The organism is Maribacter luteus, from assembly GCF_009674825.1.
In the GTDB taxonomy this organism is placed as follows: domain Bacteria; phylum Bacteroidota; class Bacteroidia; order Flavobacteriales; family Flavobacteriaceae; genus Maribacter_A; species Maribacter_A luteus.
Genome location: NZ_WKJH01000001.1, coordinates 647,793 through 667,303, shown reverse-complemented (window position 1 = coordinate 667,303; position 19,511 = coordinate 647,793). Strand labels below are relative to the sequence as shown.

Sequence of the window (19,511 nt, the reverse complement as noted above, 5' to 3'; positions counted from 1 at the left end):
TCCTGGATTATAAAATCAATTCATAGCAATGAAAAGGATGCTCACTTTGTTTGGGGAAATATATGTCTGATAGCTTATTGTATCCGCGGGCCTCATAAAAACGTTGGTTACGTTTGTTCTGGCTAAAAGTATCCAAACGAACTGAAACAAGTCCGTTTTTCTTGGCTTTGTCTTCCGCAAAAGACATTAATTTTTGGGCATATCCTTTACCTTGTTGGGAAGGGTCTATGGCCAAACGGTGTATATAGAGGTTTTTATAATTCGGGGTAAGCCATTGAACAGGAATATATTCTTTGTCCATCAGGGTTGAAATTACAATGGTACCGATAATGCCTTCCCCGTTATCCAGAACGTACAATTCAGATCTTTCAATATCCTTTAGAAAAGCATTTTTTGATGGGTAATGTTCGTTCCATTGATAAATACCGTGCTCGATCATAAAAGCGGCACATGAATTAGTGACATTTAAAATGTCATGAATTTCCGGTAATTTTGCCAATCGAATCACGAATAGGTTTTATTTTAGTCGTAAATTTAAAGTATTAATCAATATTTGCCGCTATGCAGAACATTCTTGTACCCATTGGTACCTTGCCCAACGTTAATGAAACCTTACAATATGCTGTTGATTTTGCTGCTGACTTTTCATTAAAAGTTTATGTAATGGATGCGTATAACGTAAGTGCAAAAGCCGGGAGTTTGACCAACATCTCCGAAAAGCTCGCAAAGAGTGGAAAAGAGCGTTTAAAGACCATTATCTCAGAGGTCGATTCCAAAAATGTTGAAATTAACATAGCTACCTATAAAGGGGAAATAGTTGATGGGATCAAGGAAATAGACAAACAACTGGGTATTAATTTGATAATTTTGTCCCCAAAGAGCAATCATGTCCATGAAGATCTTTATTTGGGTACTACGGCAGGGAGGATTATTAAAAGAACCAATATTCCGGCTTTGATCGTACCTGAGGGTATTAAATACAAGCCGTTTAAAAATATATTGACCGCATTTAAATCGGGGATTCTAAAGCGTAAACGTATTTTGGCCCCACTAATGGAGATAAAGATGAAACATGATGCTGTGGTCAATTTACTTCTTGTGAAAACACCTGGATATACCGATGATGATTTAAGGATCAATACCGCATTGATGGATCTTTGCTATAAACTTACCATCACTGAAAACCCTACTACCTATCTTGGGGTAATGGAACATTTTCAGTCTAAACAACCCGATTTGTTATGTGTTTTTCGCAGAAAGAGGGGCTTTTTCGTTAAGTTATGGGAAAAGAATACCATTAGTAAATCTGAATTTTCGGTACCCATTCCGGTTCTGGTCCTGAGTGTCAAGAAAGACTGATTCCGTAGATTGGATAAGACGGTTTATTTTTTAGAGGTCCTAATTACCTGATTATGTAAGTGGAATATCCTAATACCAATTAGGAATAACCCTTTATATCGATGCCTTTTGGGTGTTTCCGACCATGGCGTGGATACCTTTTTGGGTTTTTGGGGCAAATGGTGTTTTTCTACCGGAATTATTAAGTTGATTTTAGCTTATGAAATTCATTATCGCTCCAGACAAATTTAAAGGTTCCTTGACCGGATTCGAATTCTGCGATGCCGTAGAAGAAGGACTTCGAATGGTATTTAAAGAAGCAGAAATCTTCAAAATGCCATTGGCCGACGGAGGTGATGGTACTATGGAAGTCGCACGGCATTACATCAATGGCGATAAGGTATCGGTAACGGTTAATGACCCACTTTTTAGACCTATTGAAGCGTCATATTTGTATTCCAAGGGTACCGGGATTGCCTATATTGAAATGGCTGAGGCATCCGGACTCAAGTTGCTCAAAGATGAAGAAAGCAATTGTTGGTACACGACCACATTGGGTACGGGCGAATTAATTGTCGATGCATTGGAAAAGGGTGCAAAGGAAATCATCCTGGGTATTGGTGGAAGTGCCACCAATGATGGGGGTATGGGTATGGCAAGTGCTTTGGGATATCGTTTTTTGGATGGGGATGAAGAAGAATTGGAACCTATAGGGGGCAATCTTGCTGCGGTACGTAAAATCGATGATTCTAATATAAACCCCAAACTCAATGGGGTAATGGTAAAAGTTGCTTGCGATGTTACCAATCCGTTTTACGGTCAAAATGGCGCCGCCTATGTCTACGCAAAACAAAAAGGAGCATCAGACAATGAAATTGTACTATTGGATCAAGGGCTAACCAATTTTGCTGAAATCATCCATAGGCGATTTAATATGGATTTACAGAAAATAGACGGAGCCGGTGCAGCAGGTGGAGTAGGTGGAGGTGCCCTTATTTTCCTAAAAGGAGATTTGATCTCGGGGATCGATATGGTCAAAGAGCTGTCAGGTTTTGATACGGCCATCGAAGGTGCCTACTGGATCATTACGGGAGAAGGAAAGTTAGACGAACAAACACTCTCTGGTAAGACCATTGATGGGGTCGTTACATCCGCCAAACGAAAGCAGATACCGGTAGCGGCATTATGTGGATCGGTCAGTATATCCATAGCACAACAGCAAGCATTCGGCATTGAATATGTAGCTTCCATAGTTAGGGGTGTCGGGACCTTACAAGAAGCAATGGCCAAGAGTTATGATAATTTGGTCAATGCAACTTATAATTTCGCCAATCTCATAAAATAATTTTTCGAGGCGGGCTTATGGCCGAATCGGAAGAATGGTATAGCTTACTTCGGGGAAAATTAAAGGGTATGCGCTAAAAATACAATCGGGTTCATTAAATCAATATTGTTGTTAGTGTGAAGCAATTTTGGTGTTATAGAATTTAGGAATATTGGCTACTCACTGCTTTTTTATCGAATAATCAGGTGAACTTGATTGATCGTGGTCTTTTTAAAATATTGAATTTTAATGGAGCTAAATATGTACTACCTTTGCAGTTAATCAACCTCCAAATACAATTATGAGAACAAATTTATTTAAGCTATGTTTAATAGTGTTTATTAGCACTTCTGGCTATGCACAATTAAAAGTTGATGCTGAATTACGGCCAAGATTTGAATACCGACACGGTTTTGGATCACTTTTCCCTGACAATGTAGATGCATCGGCATTCATTTCCCAGCGAACACGTTTAAATACAAGTTTCAAAAAAGATTATCTCGACTTTTATTTGAGTGTACAAGACATTCGCGTATGGGGTGATGTGCCTCAATTGAACAGAGCCGACCGCAATGGTTTTTCGGTTCATCAAGCCTGGGGCGAGTTATTGTTTAACCCTGAGTTTTCATTGAAACTGGGTAGACAAGTTTTAAGTTATGACGACCAAAGAATTTTAGGTGGCGTTGGATGGGCACAACAAGCACGTAGCCATGATGTGGCTTTGTTTAAGTATTCTAAAGGTAATTCCAGTTTACATTTGGGTGCGGCATTTAATCAAGATGCGGAATCCAACATTGGAAATGTACTTACGACCAATACCTATAAAAGTATGCAGTTCGCATGGTTCAATCAAAAATGGGAATCCATATCGGCTAGTTTTTTGTTTTTGAACAATGGTCTGCAATTTACTGATGAGTTGAACGCGGATAATAATGAAACGCGTTATAGCCAAACCATAGGTACACATTTAAAATCCAATAAGCAACAAACTTTAGGATGGATGGCGAATTTATACTACCAATTTGGTAATGACGTAAATGAAAATGACCTTAGTGCGTATTTGATTTCCTTGGAGGCTAATTATAAAATGAATCCCAAATGGTCTTTGATAGCAGGTGGGGAATTAATGAGTGGCAATGATAATGGGGGTGTCTCGGAAGGCGAGAACAAAGCATTCACACCATTTTATGGTACCAATCACAAGTTCAATGGATTAATGGATTATTTCTATGTAGGAAACCATGCGAACAATATTGGTTTAATGGATTTATATCTTGGTTCTGTTTTCAAATTAGGAGAGGATACCTCCTTAAATGCCAGAATCCACAATTTCTCCGCTGCAGCAGATATTCAAGGTAGCGATTCAAAACAACTGGGCGTTGAAGCGGATTTGGTATTCAACTACAACTTTAAAAAAGACATCAATATAAAAGCTGGGTATTCGCAATTGTTCGCATCTGAAGGAATGGAGCTGCTAAAAAACAATGTCGATGACAACTCCAATTATTGGGGATGGCTAATGGTTACCATTAACCCAACCTTATTTACGACCAAATTGGATTGATATTGTTGAGTTCGGACACTCGACACTCTAATTAGAAAACTGTTTTTTGTTGTGGCGCATCCTAATGAAAGCAATTATGGATGTGACCACAACAATAGCAATCAATACATAAATGAATTTAGGAATGGGTAATGGGTCTCCAGCGGCATAGCTATGTAACCCCGACAAATAATAGTTTACTCCGAAAGATGTCATTATTATAGATCCAAAGGCAAAAACACTTGCAGTATTCAATACGTAGCGGCTTTTTAATGCCGGTACAAACCGAAGATGCAGTACAATGGCATAGATGATAATTGAAATTAATGCCCATGTTTCTTTGGGATCCCATGCCCAATAGCGACCCCAGGACTCATTGGCCCAGATACCTCCAAGAAACGTTCCCACAGAAAGGACGAACACACCGATTGTCATTGAAATTTCGTTGATATAGGTCAATTCTTTGATTCGGATACTTATTGCTTCATGGGATTTTTTGGTTTCTATTATCATTAAGATCAAAACCATGAAACCGAGAATAAAGGATAATGCCAAGGGTGCATAACTACTCACGATGGTCGCTACATGAACTTTAAGCCAAAAAGATTTGAGCACTGGCATCAAATTCGTGATTTCAGGACTTAACCAATCCAAGTAACTTACGAATAGCAATGAACCTGTAAAGAGCGTAGCAAGGGGTAACGCAAAATCAGATTTACGAAATGTCAATAACCCACAGAGCATCAATACCCAAGCAACGAAAATGAGCATTTCATAGCCATTACTCCACGGAGCATGTTGGGCGACATACCACCGAAGGATTATGTTCCCTGTAAAAACCAAAAAACTGATTAATGAGAGTATAATAAGGATGTTCCATAAAACATCCATAAATCGTTTCTGTACGAATATTTTGGCCAAAGCCAGTGCCAGTAAAATAAAACCAATGGTAAAAAAGACTTGGAATAACCAAAAGTTCAGGTTCATTTCATTATACCATAATTCTGCCTCCACACGTTGGCTGCTGGGTATAATCTTGGCCCCCAAAGTACTTTGATATGTATTTATATAAGATAATTTCTCCGTTGCCGCAGCCCAATTTTTATCTGCTACATCATTAAAATAGGAAGGTGTTATGGTCTGGGCAAAACGACCGTCTTCGGGAGGAAAATCCTTAAAATGATGGGTATAACTAAACCAAGTATCATTTGCATCCAGACTATTGGGATAAATTTTTAGATAATTCCCTGAAAAAATATTGAACAGTATATTAAAGCGCTCATCTACTTTAAGTACTTCCTTGTCAAATTCGGAATGTTCGGCAGGTTTCTTGGCATTGGCCTCTTCCGCTACCTTTGACAACACGTAATCACCACTGGGGTTGATCAAGTCATCAAATGAGATCAAACCATCATCGGTAATTTTTAGGGCATCAAAAAATCCTCCGCCTTTCTTTGTATCAATTTTTATTATCGGAATCTGTTGCCACGCCCCAGGTGAAACATGCATGGCAAGAAATACCTGATTGGCATTCAAATGTATAGTTTTGCCATCTTCCTCGAACTTGAAATATGGTTTACGTGATACTTTACGCAAAAATTCAGAGGCAAGGGTATTAATGGGCTTTATACGACCGTCTAAATCCTGGACCATTAATCGGCCAAAAAGTGCTGCATGTTGTTTGTCGATTTCTTGATGGGCAACAAGTTCAGGAATCGAAATGGTATCGTTGGTTTGCTGAGCATGAAGGCCAAGGTTCATTAAGCCGAATAGAAATAGCACAACAACAGTTTTCTTGTTTTTCAGTTTTTTCAGTTTTTTGTTGATTACCGTAAAATGGGAACTCTTTCCGAAAAGGGTGAAGAACATGCCTATCATCATTAAAAAGTAGCCCAGATAGGTCACATTTGTACCCAACACATCATGATTTACCGATAATACCGTGCCTTTTTCATCCGTATCATAACTTGCTTGATAAAACCTGTAGCCGCCATGATCCAGAACATTGTTCATAAAGATTCGGAAGGGCATTTTAGTTTCCCCATCCAATACCGTTACTTCACTTGCATATGCTGACGGACTTTCAGAACCTGGGTAGCGTTCTAATTGAAAATCGTTTAATTGAACTTTAAACGGTATCTCAATGGGCATTGCGCCATAGGAGAATCTTAGGTTGACTCCATCAACATTTATTTCATGGGTTGTTGGTAAAAAGCCCTCACGATAAAGTAAGGTTATTTCTTCCAGTTCATTATTTACCTGAACGTTCAAAAGCAAGGCATCATCTTTTACTTTGTCGTTGTCTTTTGGTTTTTCTGATGTACTAACTATCTCTATGCTACCGGACTCGTGGAATGACAAGGGAACAAAAGAAAGATCCCCTGAACGATAAAGAGTACGTAAGGTCATGGGTTGCAGGGTGTCTCCTTTAATGACCCCGGCCGTTTGATCGGCCATTATAAAAAAGTCGAGGGAGTGGGGTGAAAAAATCTCAAAATCACCATCTTTCTCTATGAGGTTTATTACATCGGCTCCTTCGGCCTCAAAACCTATTTTGTGTTTATGACTTCCAATTTCCTCTATTTCCCCTTTTTCAAGGAAAACGGTTTCCCTGCCGTTCCCTGATGTAACTACCATTTGCAGTAAAGGGACACCTTTTTCTGGGTCGTCAACTATTTCAGGGGTGGCATCTGCTACGAATCTCTTATGCGAAATTTTTATGGGGTTGGCATTAAAATCCGTAGAAATGGAAAAATCATTATCACTAAGGGGAGAAAAGTTTAGTTCCTGTTTAAGGTGTTTGGTTTGTTTTCCATCGGTAATATGTACCTGCAGATAATTTTTATCCGAAATAATGGTACTTGAAGATTTTCCTTCACGAATACGCATTATACCACCATATGAATAGTAGCGTGTAATTCCGGCTCCTATAAGGATGATGATAAAAGCGATGTGAAAAAGTAGGATAGCCCATTTTTCTTTGCGCCAAAGTCTATACTTATAAATATTGGCTGCAAAACAAAGACCCAAACCGATCATTACCAACTCAAACCATGTAGAATCGTATACTTTTATCCAAGCTGTGGCAGTACCAAAATCGTTTTCTATGAAAGTAGCGGCTCCCATTGCTATTGCAAATGCCAATAACAAGACCAGCGCCAATATTGGTGAGGAAAAAATACGATAGAATATCTTCATGAAAAGTTTTCGGCTTTAAAAGCCCTTAGAAATAGGTTTTTAAATCGACTACTAATCGTTCATACTCACGGCTTTGGAATCCATTTTATCTTCACGGGCCTTAGCTTCTTCAAGCCATTTGGGAAGTAAATTGGTTTTGAATTCTTCTTTTTCCTTGATAAGTTTTTCCATATCCAGACCAATAAATTCCTGGGCTTTTTCCTTGGAAGCAATGTCGGGCATGGGTACTTCTTGGTTAAAACCTAAAGTGGCCAATAACCTAGCTAATTTTACACGGGCTTCTTGGGCTATATTTAGTCCTCCACCTAAAACCCTGGCAGTTTCTACCGGAGAATGGAAAGATGCCCCGTGCGATGCGGCAGCGTAATCCCAACGCCATTGGGCATGACGAATATCCGTTAGGATAGGTTTCATTTGTTCTTCCGTGGCGCCTAATTCCCAGGCTTTACCTGCTTCAATATGGGATTTAACCAAAAGGTCTTCTAATTTCAATCTGTTTTCAGTTGCTTTCTTTTGGCGCTCATAAACATTGGCACGCAATTTATCAGCCTCTTGTCTGTGACATACTTGACATGAATTTGCAACATTGTTCAAAGGTGATTGTAAATGGTGATCGGTGAATTTTTGTCCTCCTTCACTTTTGTAAGGCATATGACAATCTGCACATGAAACACCTCGATCCGCATGTACACCGGTCAAATAGGTTTCGTAACCAGGATGTTGCGCCTTCAACATTGGGGTTTTACTTATTTGGTGGGTCCAATCGGAGAATTCCATTTCATCATAATAGGCTTCCATAGATTCAACATCCATACCATTTTTCCAAGGGAAAGTTAGATACGGAGTTCCTTCATTTCCAGGTTTTTTCTTGTCGAAATAATACTCAACGTGGCATTGGGCACACACCAAGGAACGCATTTCTTGGTGGGTGGCTTTGTTGATGTCCTTACCCATGGCATCAAAAGCTTCGACAAGTGCAGGTCGTGTAATTCGCAACTTCATGTTATTTGGATCATGACAATCTGCACAGCCTATGGGATTTACTATTTCAGCTCCTTTATCTGCCCATTTCCCATCATAAAATTCTGCAATTCCTTTCTCGTTCATTAAACGGGGAACATCAGGACTCTTACAGGTCCAGCAAGTGGCCGGCATGGGTCCATCCCCTTCACCTTTAGGACCTCCGGTACGTAATGTATTTCGAATATCCTCTATGGCATAGTAGTGACCCCGTCCTTGGTTATAATCTTTGGAAAATCCATATCCGGCAAATAAAACAACTAACCGTGGGTCCTCTTCAAGTACATCACGCATGGCCGAACCACCTTGGAAAGATGCAAATGAAGTTTCGGATGTCTGTAACCAAGATTGGTATTCCCTAGGGTAGTTTTTTCCCCATTCCTCGTTACGAGGTTCATTTTCCCCAATATCCACTTGAGGAACATATTGGTATTTAGCTTCACTCTTTCTGTTGATTATGCTTGAGGCAAGTAGTCCCAATAAAAAGACGACTATAATTGTTACCACAAATAGAACTTTGTTTTTCATAAGGTTGTTATTTAGTAGCTGCCATTTCTTTTTCTAACCAAGATGGTATAACCATTTCTTCTTGGTCGGTGGGTAAAGGGGCTATATTATATTTGACTGTTGACATTCCGTGGATTCGGCCATGAGGTACTTCCTTATGACAGCTCCAACATTTACGTGAGGTTCTATTTTCTTGATGATCTTCAATAAAACCACTGTATTTTGTTTGTGTCACCTGTTGAACATGGCAACGTATACAGTTATTTTGCACAACTTCTTGTGACCCTTCCCTCATGAAAATAACTTCAGGTTCAGCTCTGGCTGTAAATACAGATGCATGATATAGGCCGTCCATTGCCTTAAAATAATAGGCGTTCACAAAATTGTCCTGGGGAACATGACAGCCATTACATGAAGCCCATTCGCGGTGTGAACTATGCATCCAACTATTATATACGGGGGTCATAACGTGACAATTGACACATGCTTGGGGATTATCCGACATATATGAAAGCACTTCACCTTCTTTCATCATAAAAAAACCAATACCGATAATTGCCGCTATGGAAAAAACAGCAAAGGATCGTATCGGAGAACCCTTTTTGGGAAGAAAGTTAGATTTAAATTTCACGCAGCGAAAATAGGTATATTAAGTTTGAATATAACATTTTTTTATAAGAATTATCTTATTTTACATTGTTTATTTAACTCATGGATAATATGTTATCAATATTAGCCCAGTTTCGATAGAACGGGCTTTTTGAGTTCGATAGAAGTTATATAATGAAGTTTTCTTTTCCTGAAGATGGGGCTAAAGGTAAGAATGGGGCTATAAAATGAAGCGTGTATTATTTGGCATTGGAAAATGGCGATTTCAGCTTATTATAGTCTTAGGGCATAGTTGCCCTATTCAGTATTTACCCATAATTGAACCATGAAAACGGACTACATAAAAAAACCGCTCAAGCAAGCTTGGCGGTTTAGATTTTTAAGTGCAGGAATTAGTGCACTTGAATGTGGAGAATACCGGAGTCGAACCGGTGACCTCTTGCCTGCCAGGCAAGCGCTCTAGCCAGCTGAGCTAATCCCCCGTGGCTAATCGAACGTCAAAGGAAATACTTTTTGTTCAAGTATCAAAATTGTATATTCGTTTTCTTTAAAAAGGTTTAAATAATAAATAGAAAATATGTCTAATTTAGAAAGAAAAGTAGCTTATATCACTGGGGGATCAAAGGGTATTGGGTTTAGTGTTGCCAAAACTCTTTTGGGGGCCGGAATGAGAGTGGCCATCAGTGGTAGGGATATTGCTACGGTAAAAGCCGCCGCAGCACAATTGGGCGATAGTGACCAAGTTTTAGCATTACAATCGAATGTGGTTAATTTAGGTGATGAGGAATTGGCCGTTAAAGAAATATTGGATAAGTGGGGTCAACTGGATGTGGTTTTGGCCAATGCCGGCGTAGGTCATTTCGCGCCGGTAGATGAATTAACCGAGGATCAGTGGGGTAGTATGATAAATACTAACCTAACGGGTGTATTTCACACCCTAAAAGCTTCAGTAGAGGCTTTAAAGGTGTCAAAAGGTTATTACATGACCTTGGCTAGTTTGGCAGGAACGAATTTCTTTGCCAATGGTGCCGGTTATAATGCAACAAAATTTGGTGTTGTGGGCTTTACACAAGCGGTAATGCTAGATCTGCGTAAGTATGATATCAAGGTTTCCACGATAATGCCGGGTTCTGTGGCCACACATTTCAACAATAATGAGCCGTCTGAAAAGGATGCTTGGAAAATACAGCCTGAGGATATCGGTGAATTGGTTTTGGATTTATTGAAAATGCATCCACGTACGTTACCCAGTAAAATTGAGGTTAGGCCAACAAGACCGGATAAAAAATAAGTCAAACTTCTTTTTCAATAAAAGGAACATTGGGATTGCAAATTTCAAGAATGAGCCTTTTTAGCTCTGTAGAGAACAGGGATAGGGTTTCTTGGGTTATAGATTTGTTGGGCTTGGACCTGCTTTTTTCACTTTCCTTGATGCCAAAACTTAATAACCCCGCACTTAGGTTCTTAAAGGAGATGATGCCGGCTTCAAGTTGGTTTACTGGCTTGTTTTCAGTGTACATTAGCGCATAGCAAAGCAGTTGAAAAGCTTTACTATATTTATAATCTTCAGTAAGTAGCGCCCAGTCGAATATCGCAACTTGGCTGGGTAATACTTTTCCTGATTTATAGTCAATGATTCGAAGTATTCCGTCAATTTCATCTATTCTATCTAATTTTCCAGTGAGTTTCACGGGAAAACCCACTTCAGGATAACTTACGTCAATTGTCATCTTTTTTTCCAAACCTAGGATTTTGATTTGGTGTTTTTTACTTTCACGAATTTCATGATCTATAAACGATCGTACATATTTTAGGATGACATTATAAGCGATTAGATTTTTACCCCGCAACATTGAAATAGATGAATAGGACTTATTAAAATGGTGTTTAACCAGTTTTTCTATATTTCCCTTCATGTTTACCAGTACCTCTTTGTTCAGATATTTACCTACCAGTGGCTTATAGAGGTCTTCTAAGGTGTCATGGATTATGGTGCCGAAAGTGTTGGCTGCGACGGTTTCTTCGACTTCTTGCAAGTCGTTGATTCTAAGCAGGTTTTGTTTGTAAAAATCCAACGGGTTCCTAACATAATTACTTAATGATGATGGCGAGAATCCTTTAGCGGCATGTTCTTTTATTAACTGCAATAAAGCACCATCCTTATCGACCGCTATCTCTTTTTTGGGAGTAACCTTGATTTCGGGGACGGCAATGAATTCTGTTATATTTTTCTTTAAGGTATCATCGGTCAATAGTTGTGTGATAAGGCGACTTCTTTCCCCTCCTTCCAGGACATCGGGTTCGGTGTTGTATATGAGATAGATGTTTTTGGCACGCTGCAAAAGGCGATAGAAATGATAGGTGTAAACGGCATCTTTTTCTTTGAAGGTCGGAAGACCGAAATTCCTTTTCAAATCAAAAGGAATGAAAGAATTGTTCGATTTTCCAGCCGGTAATATACCTTCGTTTACCGATGTTAGGATTACCGTCTCAAAATCTAAATTCCTACTTTCCAACATTCCCATGATCTGTAGTCCTTCGATTGGATCTCCTTTAAAATCCAACGTTTCCATTGAAACGAGTTCTTTAAATAAGGTGTGGAAAGATTTTTGGTCATTTATAAACTTATGCTCTTTGAGGATAGTCGTGATTTGATTGAAAATGCCATAGAATCTGAACAATTCTTCCAAAGCCAGTGAATTGCCCAAAGCTTGGAGTTTCGATTTCAGAATAGAAATCAAATTCAAAATACATTCCACTAAATATGTGGGAGAGGGAATAGGCTCTAAAAACAATGTATCTAAAGGGATGTTTTCGGAACTTATAATTGATCGTAATTTGTTTTTCGTTAGAAAAGTAAGGTTCTGAGATGTAGTTGTTTGTGTGATGACTCGGGCGTAAGAAATCTCATTATGGGTTAACAATAGATCGGTATACGGATGGGATAAAAAAGACAGGATGTTTTTATAATACCAACCGTTGGGCTGTTTGTGAACATAAAGTTCTATAAATTGATTGAAAAAACTCTCAAATGAGGTTTTGTTCAAGGGGAAGCCCATGGTAATATTCACCTTATCAAGTTCAGTGGGTATTGAATTCAATAATGGATTTAGTAGTGATTCATCGTTCAGTACAACTGCGGTTCTTTTCAAAATTCCGTTTTGTTCTGTAGCGATTTGTTTTAATAACGTGCCAACATATTTTGCTTGGGAAATACTTTTGGGAACGCCGATAACCTCAATTTGTTTTTCTTGTGTGAATGTTGTTGAAATGCCTTTAAGTCCATTTTTCTTTAAATAAGGCCAAGTTTTATGATGGCTTCTCACGAATAAACCCGCATCATGTATTGGATCATTGAGAAAATATGCATCTAAATCCCAATAAATATCGGCATTATTTGCGGCCAGGATACGTTGTATTATGGCACTTTCAGCGGTATTCAAGGCATTGAAACCAATAAAAACATGATGTTTGTTCTTATGGTTTTCTGTATATGAATCAAGGTTTTCGTAAGCCTTTCGATAAACAAGTCCTTGGTGACCAAAACCTTTTTGAATTAGCCTAAAGTTAAATCTATTGTAGAGGTTTTCGAGTTTGTTCCAAAAATCAATGTAATTCCGGACCATATCTGTTTTTTCTGCGGAAACATACCAATGGTTTATTTCTTGGATGGCAGAAAGGTTCGCAAATAATTTTTCAGAATCAATAAGGTATCTGTCTATTTCATTGAAGTCCTGTAACAGGGTTTGACCCCATTTAGCAAAATCAACAAAATTTTCCTGATTGTTTTCTGTTTGTTCTAGATATGTATAGTAAAGGTCGAATAGTTGTTGGGTGTTCGTAGCGGTTTCAAGGCCGGATATTTTTCCTATAAACTCTTCAATACTGTATATTTCAGGGGTGAATATGGGTTTATCCGTAATTTTGGAAATCCCTTTTTTTAAATAGGATCCAGACCTTTTGCTGGGAAGTACAAAGACGATGTTTTCAAAGGAACCTCGTTCTTTGTAAATGGAGGTTAAAACTTGTTCTAAAAAGCTAAGCATAACCAAAAATAGAAAAAGCCCTGACGATATCGTCAGGGCTTTTCAAAATTATTTTCGAAATTATTCTCGGTAAAAGAATTATTTGATCAAGTTGATTTCAACTCTTCTGTTTTGTTTTCTACCAGCTCTAGTATTGTTAGTAGCGATAGGCTTGTCTTCACCGTAACCAACAGCAGACAATCTAAATGCATCGATACCTTTTTCTACTAAGAAGTCTTTTACAGAAAGTGCTCTTGACTCAGAAAGGCTCTGGTTCAATTTAGCACTACCAACGCTATCAGTATGACCTTCAACGGTAAACTTAGCAGTTGGGTATTCTTTCAAGATTTGAATGATGTCAACCATTACGGAAGTAGATTCAGCTTTGATAGAAGATTTACCTGTATCGAATAAGATAGTTCTAGCGTAATCATTCAATTGTTTTTGAACTTCTTCAGTAACTTCAGGACAACCAGCGTTAGCAACTGTACCGGCTACGTCTGGACATTTATCATCTTTGTCCAATACACCATCGTTATCTTTGTCAGCCCAAGGACATCCTTTGTTTTCAGCAGGACCAGCTTCGTTAGGACAAGCATCATCTTTATCAGCAACACCGTCACCGTCAGCATCAGGACAACCTGCAAGAGCAGCTAAACCAGCTTCGTTAGGACAAGCATCATCTTTATCGGCAACACCGTCACCGTCAGCATCAGGACAACCGTTCATTTCTTTAGAACCGGCAGCATTAGGACAAGCATCCTTGCTGTCTTCGATACCATCACCGTCAGCATCAGGACAACCGTTGAAAGCTTCAAGACCAGCAACTTCTGGACAAGCATCATCTTTGTCATAAACACCGTCACCATCAGTATCAGTACCACCAAATTTAACTGAGATACCAGCTAAATGTTGCATGTGTGGAACTAGATAATCTTCAAATGCATGTTTGTATGAAGTCTGTAAGGTAAGACCGATATTTTCAGTAAACCAAACGTTAACACCAATACCACCGTTAGCAGTACCAGCTCCGATTTCATCAATCCAAGTATAACCACCGCCGATTTCAACGAAAGGATCGATAACTGTGTTTTTCAAAAAGTTGTATTTGATAGTACCATCAATAGCGTAGTATGATAAATCATCAACATCAGTATCTCCCCATTTGGAAATTTTATTTAAAGAACCTCTAGCACCTACAGAGAAACCGTCTCCTACAGATTTAGACACGCCAACGTAAGAAATTGATGGAAGAATGTTCCAATGGTCAGTCGCATTAAAGAATTCATTACCGAAAGAACTGCCTGGGAAGTCACCAGTAGGATACACATCAACGGCGTTTACCCCAAAACTAATTTGCCAAGGGTTATTCTCGTCTTGCGCTTGTAAGTTGTTAATTCCTACAACAAGTAGGGCAACAACCATTAATTTGCTAAGATGTTTCATGTTCAAAATTTTAAGTTTAAGTGTTTATTAGCTGCAAATGTAAGTTGTTAAATATTATTAACAAAAATATATTCCTATTTTTTTTAACGTTTTTTATAGGATAAATTCGACAGTTAAACGATTTTCAGCTCTTTTCCCACCGTAATAAATGCATTTATCGCCTTGTTCAAATGTGCAAGATCATGAGCAGCTGATAGTTGTACCCTAATACGTGCCTTGCCCTTTGGAACTACAGGATAAAAGAAACCGATAACATAAATACCATGATCCAATAGCTTGGTTGCCATATTCTGGGCAAGCTTGGCATCATACAACATTACGGGTACAATCGCGGATTCACCATCGATAATATCAAACCCCGCTTCCTTTATTCCTTTTTTGAAATATTCGGTATTTGATTGTAATTTATCACGAAGGGAAGTGTTATCGGCCAGCATTTCAAAAACCTTTATCGATGCCCCTACTATCGATGGGGCCAATGAGTTTGAGAATAAATAAGGTCTTGATCGCTGTCTGAGTAATTCTATAATTTCTTTCTTACCGGTAGTATAACCACCCATTGCGCCACCTAAAGCTTTTCCTAAAGTACCTGTAATAATATCAACACGCCCCATTACACCTTTTTCTTCCAGTGTTCCTTTGCCATTTTTTCCTATAAAACCTGCGGCATGGCATTCATCTACCATGACCAATGCATCGTACTTATCGGCTAAGTCACATATTTTATCCAATGGGGCCAAAAGTCCATCCATAGAGAATACCCCATCAGTAACTATGATCTTGAATCGGGCACTGTCTTTTTGTGCTTGTTGCAATTGTTGCTCAAGATCCGACATGTCGCCATTGGCATAACGATATCTTTTGGCCTTACATAAACGAACTCCATCTATAATGGATGCATGGTTGAGTGCATCCGATATTATGGCATCTTCCGGTCCAAGTAAGGGTTCAAAGACACCGCCGTTGGCATCAAAAGCGGCCGCATATAATATGGTATCCTCAGTTTCATAAAAATCGGCTATTTTACTTTCTAGTTCTTTATGAATGTCTTGTGTACCACAAATGAAACGAACTGAGGACATTCCAAAACCATGGGTGTCCATGGTATCTTTTGCAGCTTGTATAACTTCGGGATGTGACGAGAGTCCCAAATAATTGTTGGCGCAGAAGTTTATTATTTCCTTTCCCGATGCCAGTTTTATTATGGCGGCTTGGGGAGATGTTATTATCCTTTCACTTTTAAATAGTCCTTCCTCTTTAATGGATTCCAATTCTTCAGTCAAAAACTGCTTTATTTTTCCGTACATAATTGATTTTTTAAACGTATTCTATAAATATGTCTTGGTTGATGTATGCGATAATTCTATTCTCAACGGTATGGCCCATTTGTTCCAGGACTTGGGCATATGATTGCAACTGCTTTTGATAAGCATCGTTTTTCTTTCCTGTTTTATAATCTATTATGGTAGCTTTACCATTGGAGATGACGATACGGTCAGGTCGAAGCGTTTGACCGTTTTCGGTTATGATTTCTTTTTCGTTCATTATCGTATTTCCTTTGGAAAAGTATTTTTTAAGGGAACTATGGTCGGTTACCGCTGTTATTTTTTCTTTTAAGATGGGAATCTCTTCATTAGCTATCATTCCTTTACGTTCCAAATCTTTAAAAACGGAGCTTACATCATCTCCCGTTTCAATAAGTCCGAGAATATGATGAATCAAGTTGCCTTGTAATATCGCTTCTTCCTGGGCGCTATCCCACAACATGCCCCCTTTGGCCAAAATTTTAAAACTTGGGTTTTCCTTATTTGAATACTGATAAGGGATGGTTCTTTCATTTGCCTCAGTATCCAACGGGTCGGTGTTGGTTTCCAATATTCCAAAGGAATAAACAGTTTCAATGTCGGTCCAAAGTTGTCTGTCTTTAAGGTATTGTATGAAAACGTCCGAATAATGCGTTTTTCTATTCGATTTAAGGGCACTTTGTTCCTTCAATGAAATGATATATAATGCCTTTTCTGCCCTTGTAAGTGCTACATATAATATATTGAAAGCATCCAGTTCAAGTTTATGCCGTTCCTCTTCATAGGCAATTGCAGCGTTTTCACCGTAATCAACGACTTCTTTCTTGCTGTTTATCAATAATTCCTCAAAACCATTATATTCGTTACGATCAACGCTAAGCCACAATTTAGGGTCTATTTCTTTGTAGATATTTGAATTGGCATAAGGGAAAATGACAATTGGGAACTCCAACCCTTTGGATTTATGTATGCTCATGATCTTTACGGCATTCAAATTATTCGGGGCGGCAATACTGTACTTGTCCTTTTTCTTTTCCCAATAAGATAGAAACGTGGTTATTCCCGTTCCTTCTTTTTGTTCTACCTCTAGGACAATGTCCAATAGAAAAGTGAGATAAGCGTCAGAAATTTGGGCAAGGTCAAACCGTTTAATGGCCAGCTCCAAACCATCATAAACCGATCTGTTGTTTAAATAGGACAAATTAAAATCATAATTGTTCAATAAAAAACCATCCAAGTTATGCAGGTTGTTATGTATTAACGTATGTGCATTGGGGTCATCACCCAATAGATAATAGAGGATGTTGTAGCTTGCCTCAAGATCGTCGGTATGGCTGGTATATTGTAAAAGATCAATTAAAAAACGTACTTTTTCAATGTTGCCGATTAATAGGGAATCTGGGGAAATTACTGGAATTGACTTTTCGGTCAAGTAATCCGCAAGGGTATAACCGTGTTTATTGTCCCTGACCAAAATTGCGATATCACGCAAGGGGCAGCCTTTTTCCTTAAGTTGCTCTATGGTTCTAAGTACTTCTTCGCAATACAACCCATCTAAATCCTGTTCTTCTTGCTTTTCAATAAAGGTTAGCTGTACGTGCCCTCCTTTTTTGCTGTTTGTTTTTTGTTGATTGCCTTGTTCAAATAATTCTTTGTACAGATGGTTGTTCAGTAACGGGCTGGTAACAGTGAAAAAATCGTTGTTAAAATTTATGATTTCTTCATGGCTCCTGTAATTAGAAGGTAGATTATAGGTTTTTGGGGAAATGAAAAACGGATTGGTCTGCTCATTAACCAAATTCAGGAATTGTTCGGCATTTCCCCCCCGCCAGCGATAAATGGCCTGTTTGGCATCACCGACCAAAAACAAGGAGCCTCTGTTGCCTTGTATATCTTCCCCTTCGAGGGCGTTGCCCACCAATGGCACAAGATTGTTCCATTGTAATTCGGAGGTGTCCTGGAATTCGTCTATCAGGTAATGACGGTATTTTTCTCCCAAGCGCTCATATATAAAAGGAGCAGGTTGGTTTTTTATTTCGTTCGAAATTAGGGTGTTGAACTCGGAAATTGAAAGTTGCCCCCGTTCTTCTTGAATCGACTTTACTTCGGCCTGAATAGCATTCAAAACCGTAAGGGGAACTAGGTTCTTGTTGATATTGATTAAAAATAAAACCTTACTATGAATATATTTGAGTCTTTTGAAAATTGCACTTAATTGGGGTTGTAAACCGTCCAAGATGACTTTTGAACCATCGGGGCAGGACTTTGCATAAAGGGGGGCAGTGTCAAAATTTTGTTTCCAAGCAGCACCAAAATCAAAGTCGAGATCGCCATTAGTGATTTTTATCATGAATTTAGGAAAGTAACCGGATTTGAAATTCCCATGATCAAGTCCGTTATCCGAAATTAATTTTAAACTCTCCTCTGCATTTGATATGAGGTCACTTTTGAATCTTTTGATTTTTTCCTCAATACTTTTTCTTAATGAGATAAAATCACTAATACTTTTTTGCTTCAATAAATCGATATGTCTGATGTTCGTCTCGTTGAAAATCAATTTCCCGATTTTATTCAAATCGAACGAAATATCCCAGCTTTTGTCCTCATCGATCTTATCTAGGGCGAATTCCATTAAAATTTGGGTCAGCACCTCATCCTGTCCCACTTTTTCCAGGAGGTTGTCGATGGCCTCATTGAGAAGCAGGTCAGTGTCTAGCACAACCTCAAAATTCTGGGCGATCTTAAGGTCCTTTGCAAAGGTTCTGATCAGTCTATGGTTAAATTTATCAATGGTCGAAATATCAAAAAAACCGTAATTGTGCAAAATGAGTTTCAGGGTCGTACGGGATTCTTTTTTAAGTTTTTCAAAATCAATATCCAGTTCAGTCATAAGGTCAATGAACATTACCGAAGCATCGTTGATCGAAGGGGTAGTTGAAAATTCAAAAAGACTTTTCAAGATACGCTGCTTCATTTCGTTTACTGCCTTGTTGGTAAAAGTCACGGCCAAGATTTGGCTGAAAGTGCGATTCGAAGAAAGTACGATCTTTAAATATTCCTTGGTCAGGGTATGTGTTTTTCCCGAACCTGCGGATGCATTATATATTTTAAAGGAATGTCCAGACACTGATTTTTATCTGCAAATTACATAATCTATAATTGTTCTTAACAATTTATTGGCTGAATTAGTCTGTTAA

General features: G+C 38.6%; 12 protein-coding genes and 1 tRNA gene. 4 read left to right on the top strand and 9 right to left on the bottom strand.

The features are described 5' to 3' along the window. Nucleotides 1–7: 7 nt before the first annotated feature. Nucleotides 8–508 (bottom strand): GNAT family N-acetyltransferase, encoded by a 501-nt coding sequence (locus GJ691_RS02745; RefSeq protein ID WP_179955008.1) that lies wholly within the window; start codon nt 506–508, stop codon nt 8–10. 53 nt (nt 509–561) lie between these two features. On the opposite strand from GJ691_RS02745, the gene GJ691_RS02740 reads away from it, so the two are divergent. The 3 genes from GJ691_RS02740 (at nt 562) to GJ691_RS02730 (ending at nt 4,226) form a co-directional block, all read left to right on the top strand. Beyond that, a complete protein-coding gene (locus tag GJ691_RS02740) occupies nt 562–1,359 on the top strand; it encodes a universal stress protein (protein ID WP_154363490.1) in 798 nt (265 codons plus the stop codon). Between the two features lie 199 nt (nt 1,360–1,558). Beyond that, a complete protein-coding gene (locus GJ691_RS02735) occupies nt 1,559–2,683 on the top strand; it encodes a glycerate kinase (RefSeq protein WP_154363488.1) in 1,125 nt (374 codons plus the stop codon). A gap of 280 nt (nt 2,684–2,963) precedes the next feature. Next, nucleotides 2,964–4,226: an alginate export family protein gene (locus GJ691_RS02730; RefSeq protein WP_154363486.1), complete on the top strand. Its 1,263-nt coding sequence runs from the start codon at nt 2,964–2,966 to the stop codon at nt 4,224–4,226. 27 nt (nt 4,227–4,253) lie between these two features. On the opposite strand, the gene GJ691_RS02725 is transcribed toward GJ691_RS02730, so the two are convergent. From GJ691_RS02725 to GJ691_RS02710, 4 genes are all read right to left on the bottom strand, one after another. Further along, complete coding sequence (locus tag GJ691_RS02725) at nt 4,254–7,403, bottom strand: cytochrome c biogenesis protein (protein WP_246200090.1); 3,150 nt, start codon at nt 7,401–7,403, stop codon at nt 4,254–4,256. A gap of 51 nt (nt 7,404–7,454) precedes the next feature. Beyond that, the gene (gene nrfA, locus GJ691_RS02720; protein ID WP_154363484.1) at nt 7,455–8,951 is read right to left on the bottom strand and encodes an ammonia-forming cytochrome c nitrite reductase; all 1,497 of its coding nucleotides are present in this window, start codon (nt 8,949–8,951) and stop codon (nt 7,455–7,457) included. Between the two features lie 7 nt (nt 8,952–8,958). Beyond that, the gene (gene nrfH / locus GJ691_RS02715; protein ID WP_179955007.1) at nt 8,959–9,561 is read right to left on the bottom strand and encodes a cytochrome c nitrite reductase small subunit; all 603 of its coding nucleotides are present in this window, start codon (nt 9,559–9,561) and stop codon (nt 8,959–8,961) included. 386 nt (nt 9,562–9,947) lie between these two features. Beyond that, nucleotides 9,948–10,021 (bottom strand) — tRNA-Ala (locus tag GJ691_RS02710). Between the two features lie 95 nt (nt 10,022–10,116). On the opposite strand from GJ691_RS02710, the gene GJ691_RS02705 reads away from it, so the two are divergent. After that, complete coding sequence (locus GJ691_RS02705) at nt 10,117–10,830, top strand: SDR family oxidoreductase (protein WP_154363482.1); 714 nt, start codon at nt 10,117–10,119, stop codon at nt 10,828–10,830. A 1-nt stretch (nt 10,831) separates the two neighbouring features. Here the strand turns inward: GJ691_RS02705 and GJ691_RS02700 are convergent, their stop codons facing one another. The 4 genes from GJ691_RS02700 to GJ691_RS19855 form a co-directional block, all read right to left on the bottom strand. Continuing rightward, complete coding sequence (locus GJ691_RS02700; protein ID WP_154363480.1) at nt 10,832–13,585, bottom strand: PD-(D/E)XK nuclease family protein; 2,754 nt, start codon at nt 13,583–13,585, stop codon at nt 10,832–10,834. Nucleotides 13,586–13,663: 78 nt separating this feature from the next. Continuing rightward, the gene (locus GJ691_RS02695; protein ID WP_154363478.1) at nt 13,664–15,010 is read right to left on the bottom strand and encodes an OmpA family protein; all 1,347 of its coding nucleotides are present in this window, start codon (nt 15,008–15,010) and stop codon (nt 13,664–13,666) included. A gap of 113 nt (nt 15,011–15,123) precedes the next feature. Continuing rightward, the gene (gene kbl / locus GJ691_RS02690) at nt 15,124–16,317 is read right to left on the bottom strand and encodes a glycine C-acetyltransferase (protein ID WP_154363476.1); all 1,194 of its coding nucleotides are present in this window, start codon (nt 16,315–16,317) and stop codon (nt 15,124–15,126) included. Nucleotides 16,318–16,327: 10 nt separating this feature from the next. After that, the gene (locus tag GJ691_RS19855) at nt 16,328–19,441 is read right to left on the bottom strand and encodes a UvrD-helicase domain-containing protein (protein ID WP_179955006.1); all 3,114 of its coding nucleotides are present in this window, start codon (nt 19,439–19,441) and stop codon (nt 16,328–16,330) included. Between the last annotated feature and the right edge of the window lie 70 nt (nt 19,442–19,511).

Coding starts and splice junctions, on each gene's coding strand:
- GJ691_RS02700 (WP_154363480.1), bottom strand. CDS start 13,585: ATGCTTAGCTTTTTAGAACAAGTTTTAACCTCCATTTACAAAGAACGA.
- GJ691_RS02730 (WP_154363486.1), top strand. CDS start 2,964: ATGAGAACAAATTTATTTAAGCTATGTTTAATAGTGTTTATTAGCACT.
- GJ691_RS02740 (WP_154363490.1), top strand. CDS start 562: ATGCAGAACATTCTTGTACCCATTGGTACCTTGCCCAACGTTAATGAA.
- nrfA (WP_154363484.1), bottom strand. CDS start 8,951: ATGAAAAACAAAGTTCTATTTGTGGTAACAATTATAGTCGTCTTTTTA.
- kbl (WP_154363476.1), bottom strand. CDS start 16,317: ATGTACGGAAAAATAAAGCAGTTTTTGACTGAAGAATTGGAATCCATT.
- GJ691_RS02695 (WP_154363478.1), bottom strand. CDS start 15,010: ATGAAACATCTTAGCAAATTAATGGTTGTTGCCCTACTTGTTGTAGGA.
- GJ691_RS02725 (WP_246200090.1), bottom strand. CDS start 7,403: ATGAAGATATTCTATCGTATTTTTTCCTCACCAATATTGGCGCTGGTC.
- GJ691_RS02735 (WP_154363488.1), top strand. CDS start 1,559: ATGAAATTCATTATCGCTCCAGACAAATTTAAAGGTTCCTTGACCGGA.
- GJ691_RS02705 (WP_154363482.1), top strand. CDS start 10,117: ATGTCTAATTTAGAAAGAAAAGTAGCTTATATCACTGGGGGATCAAAG.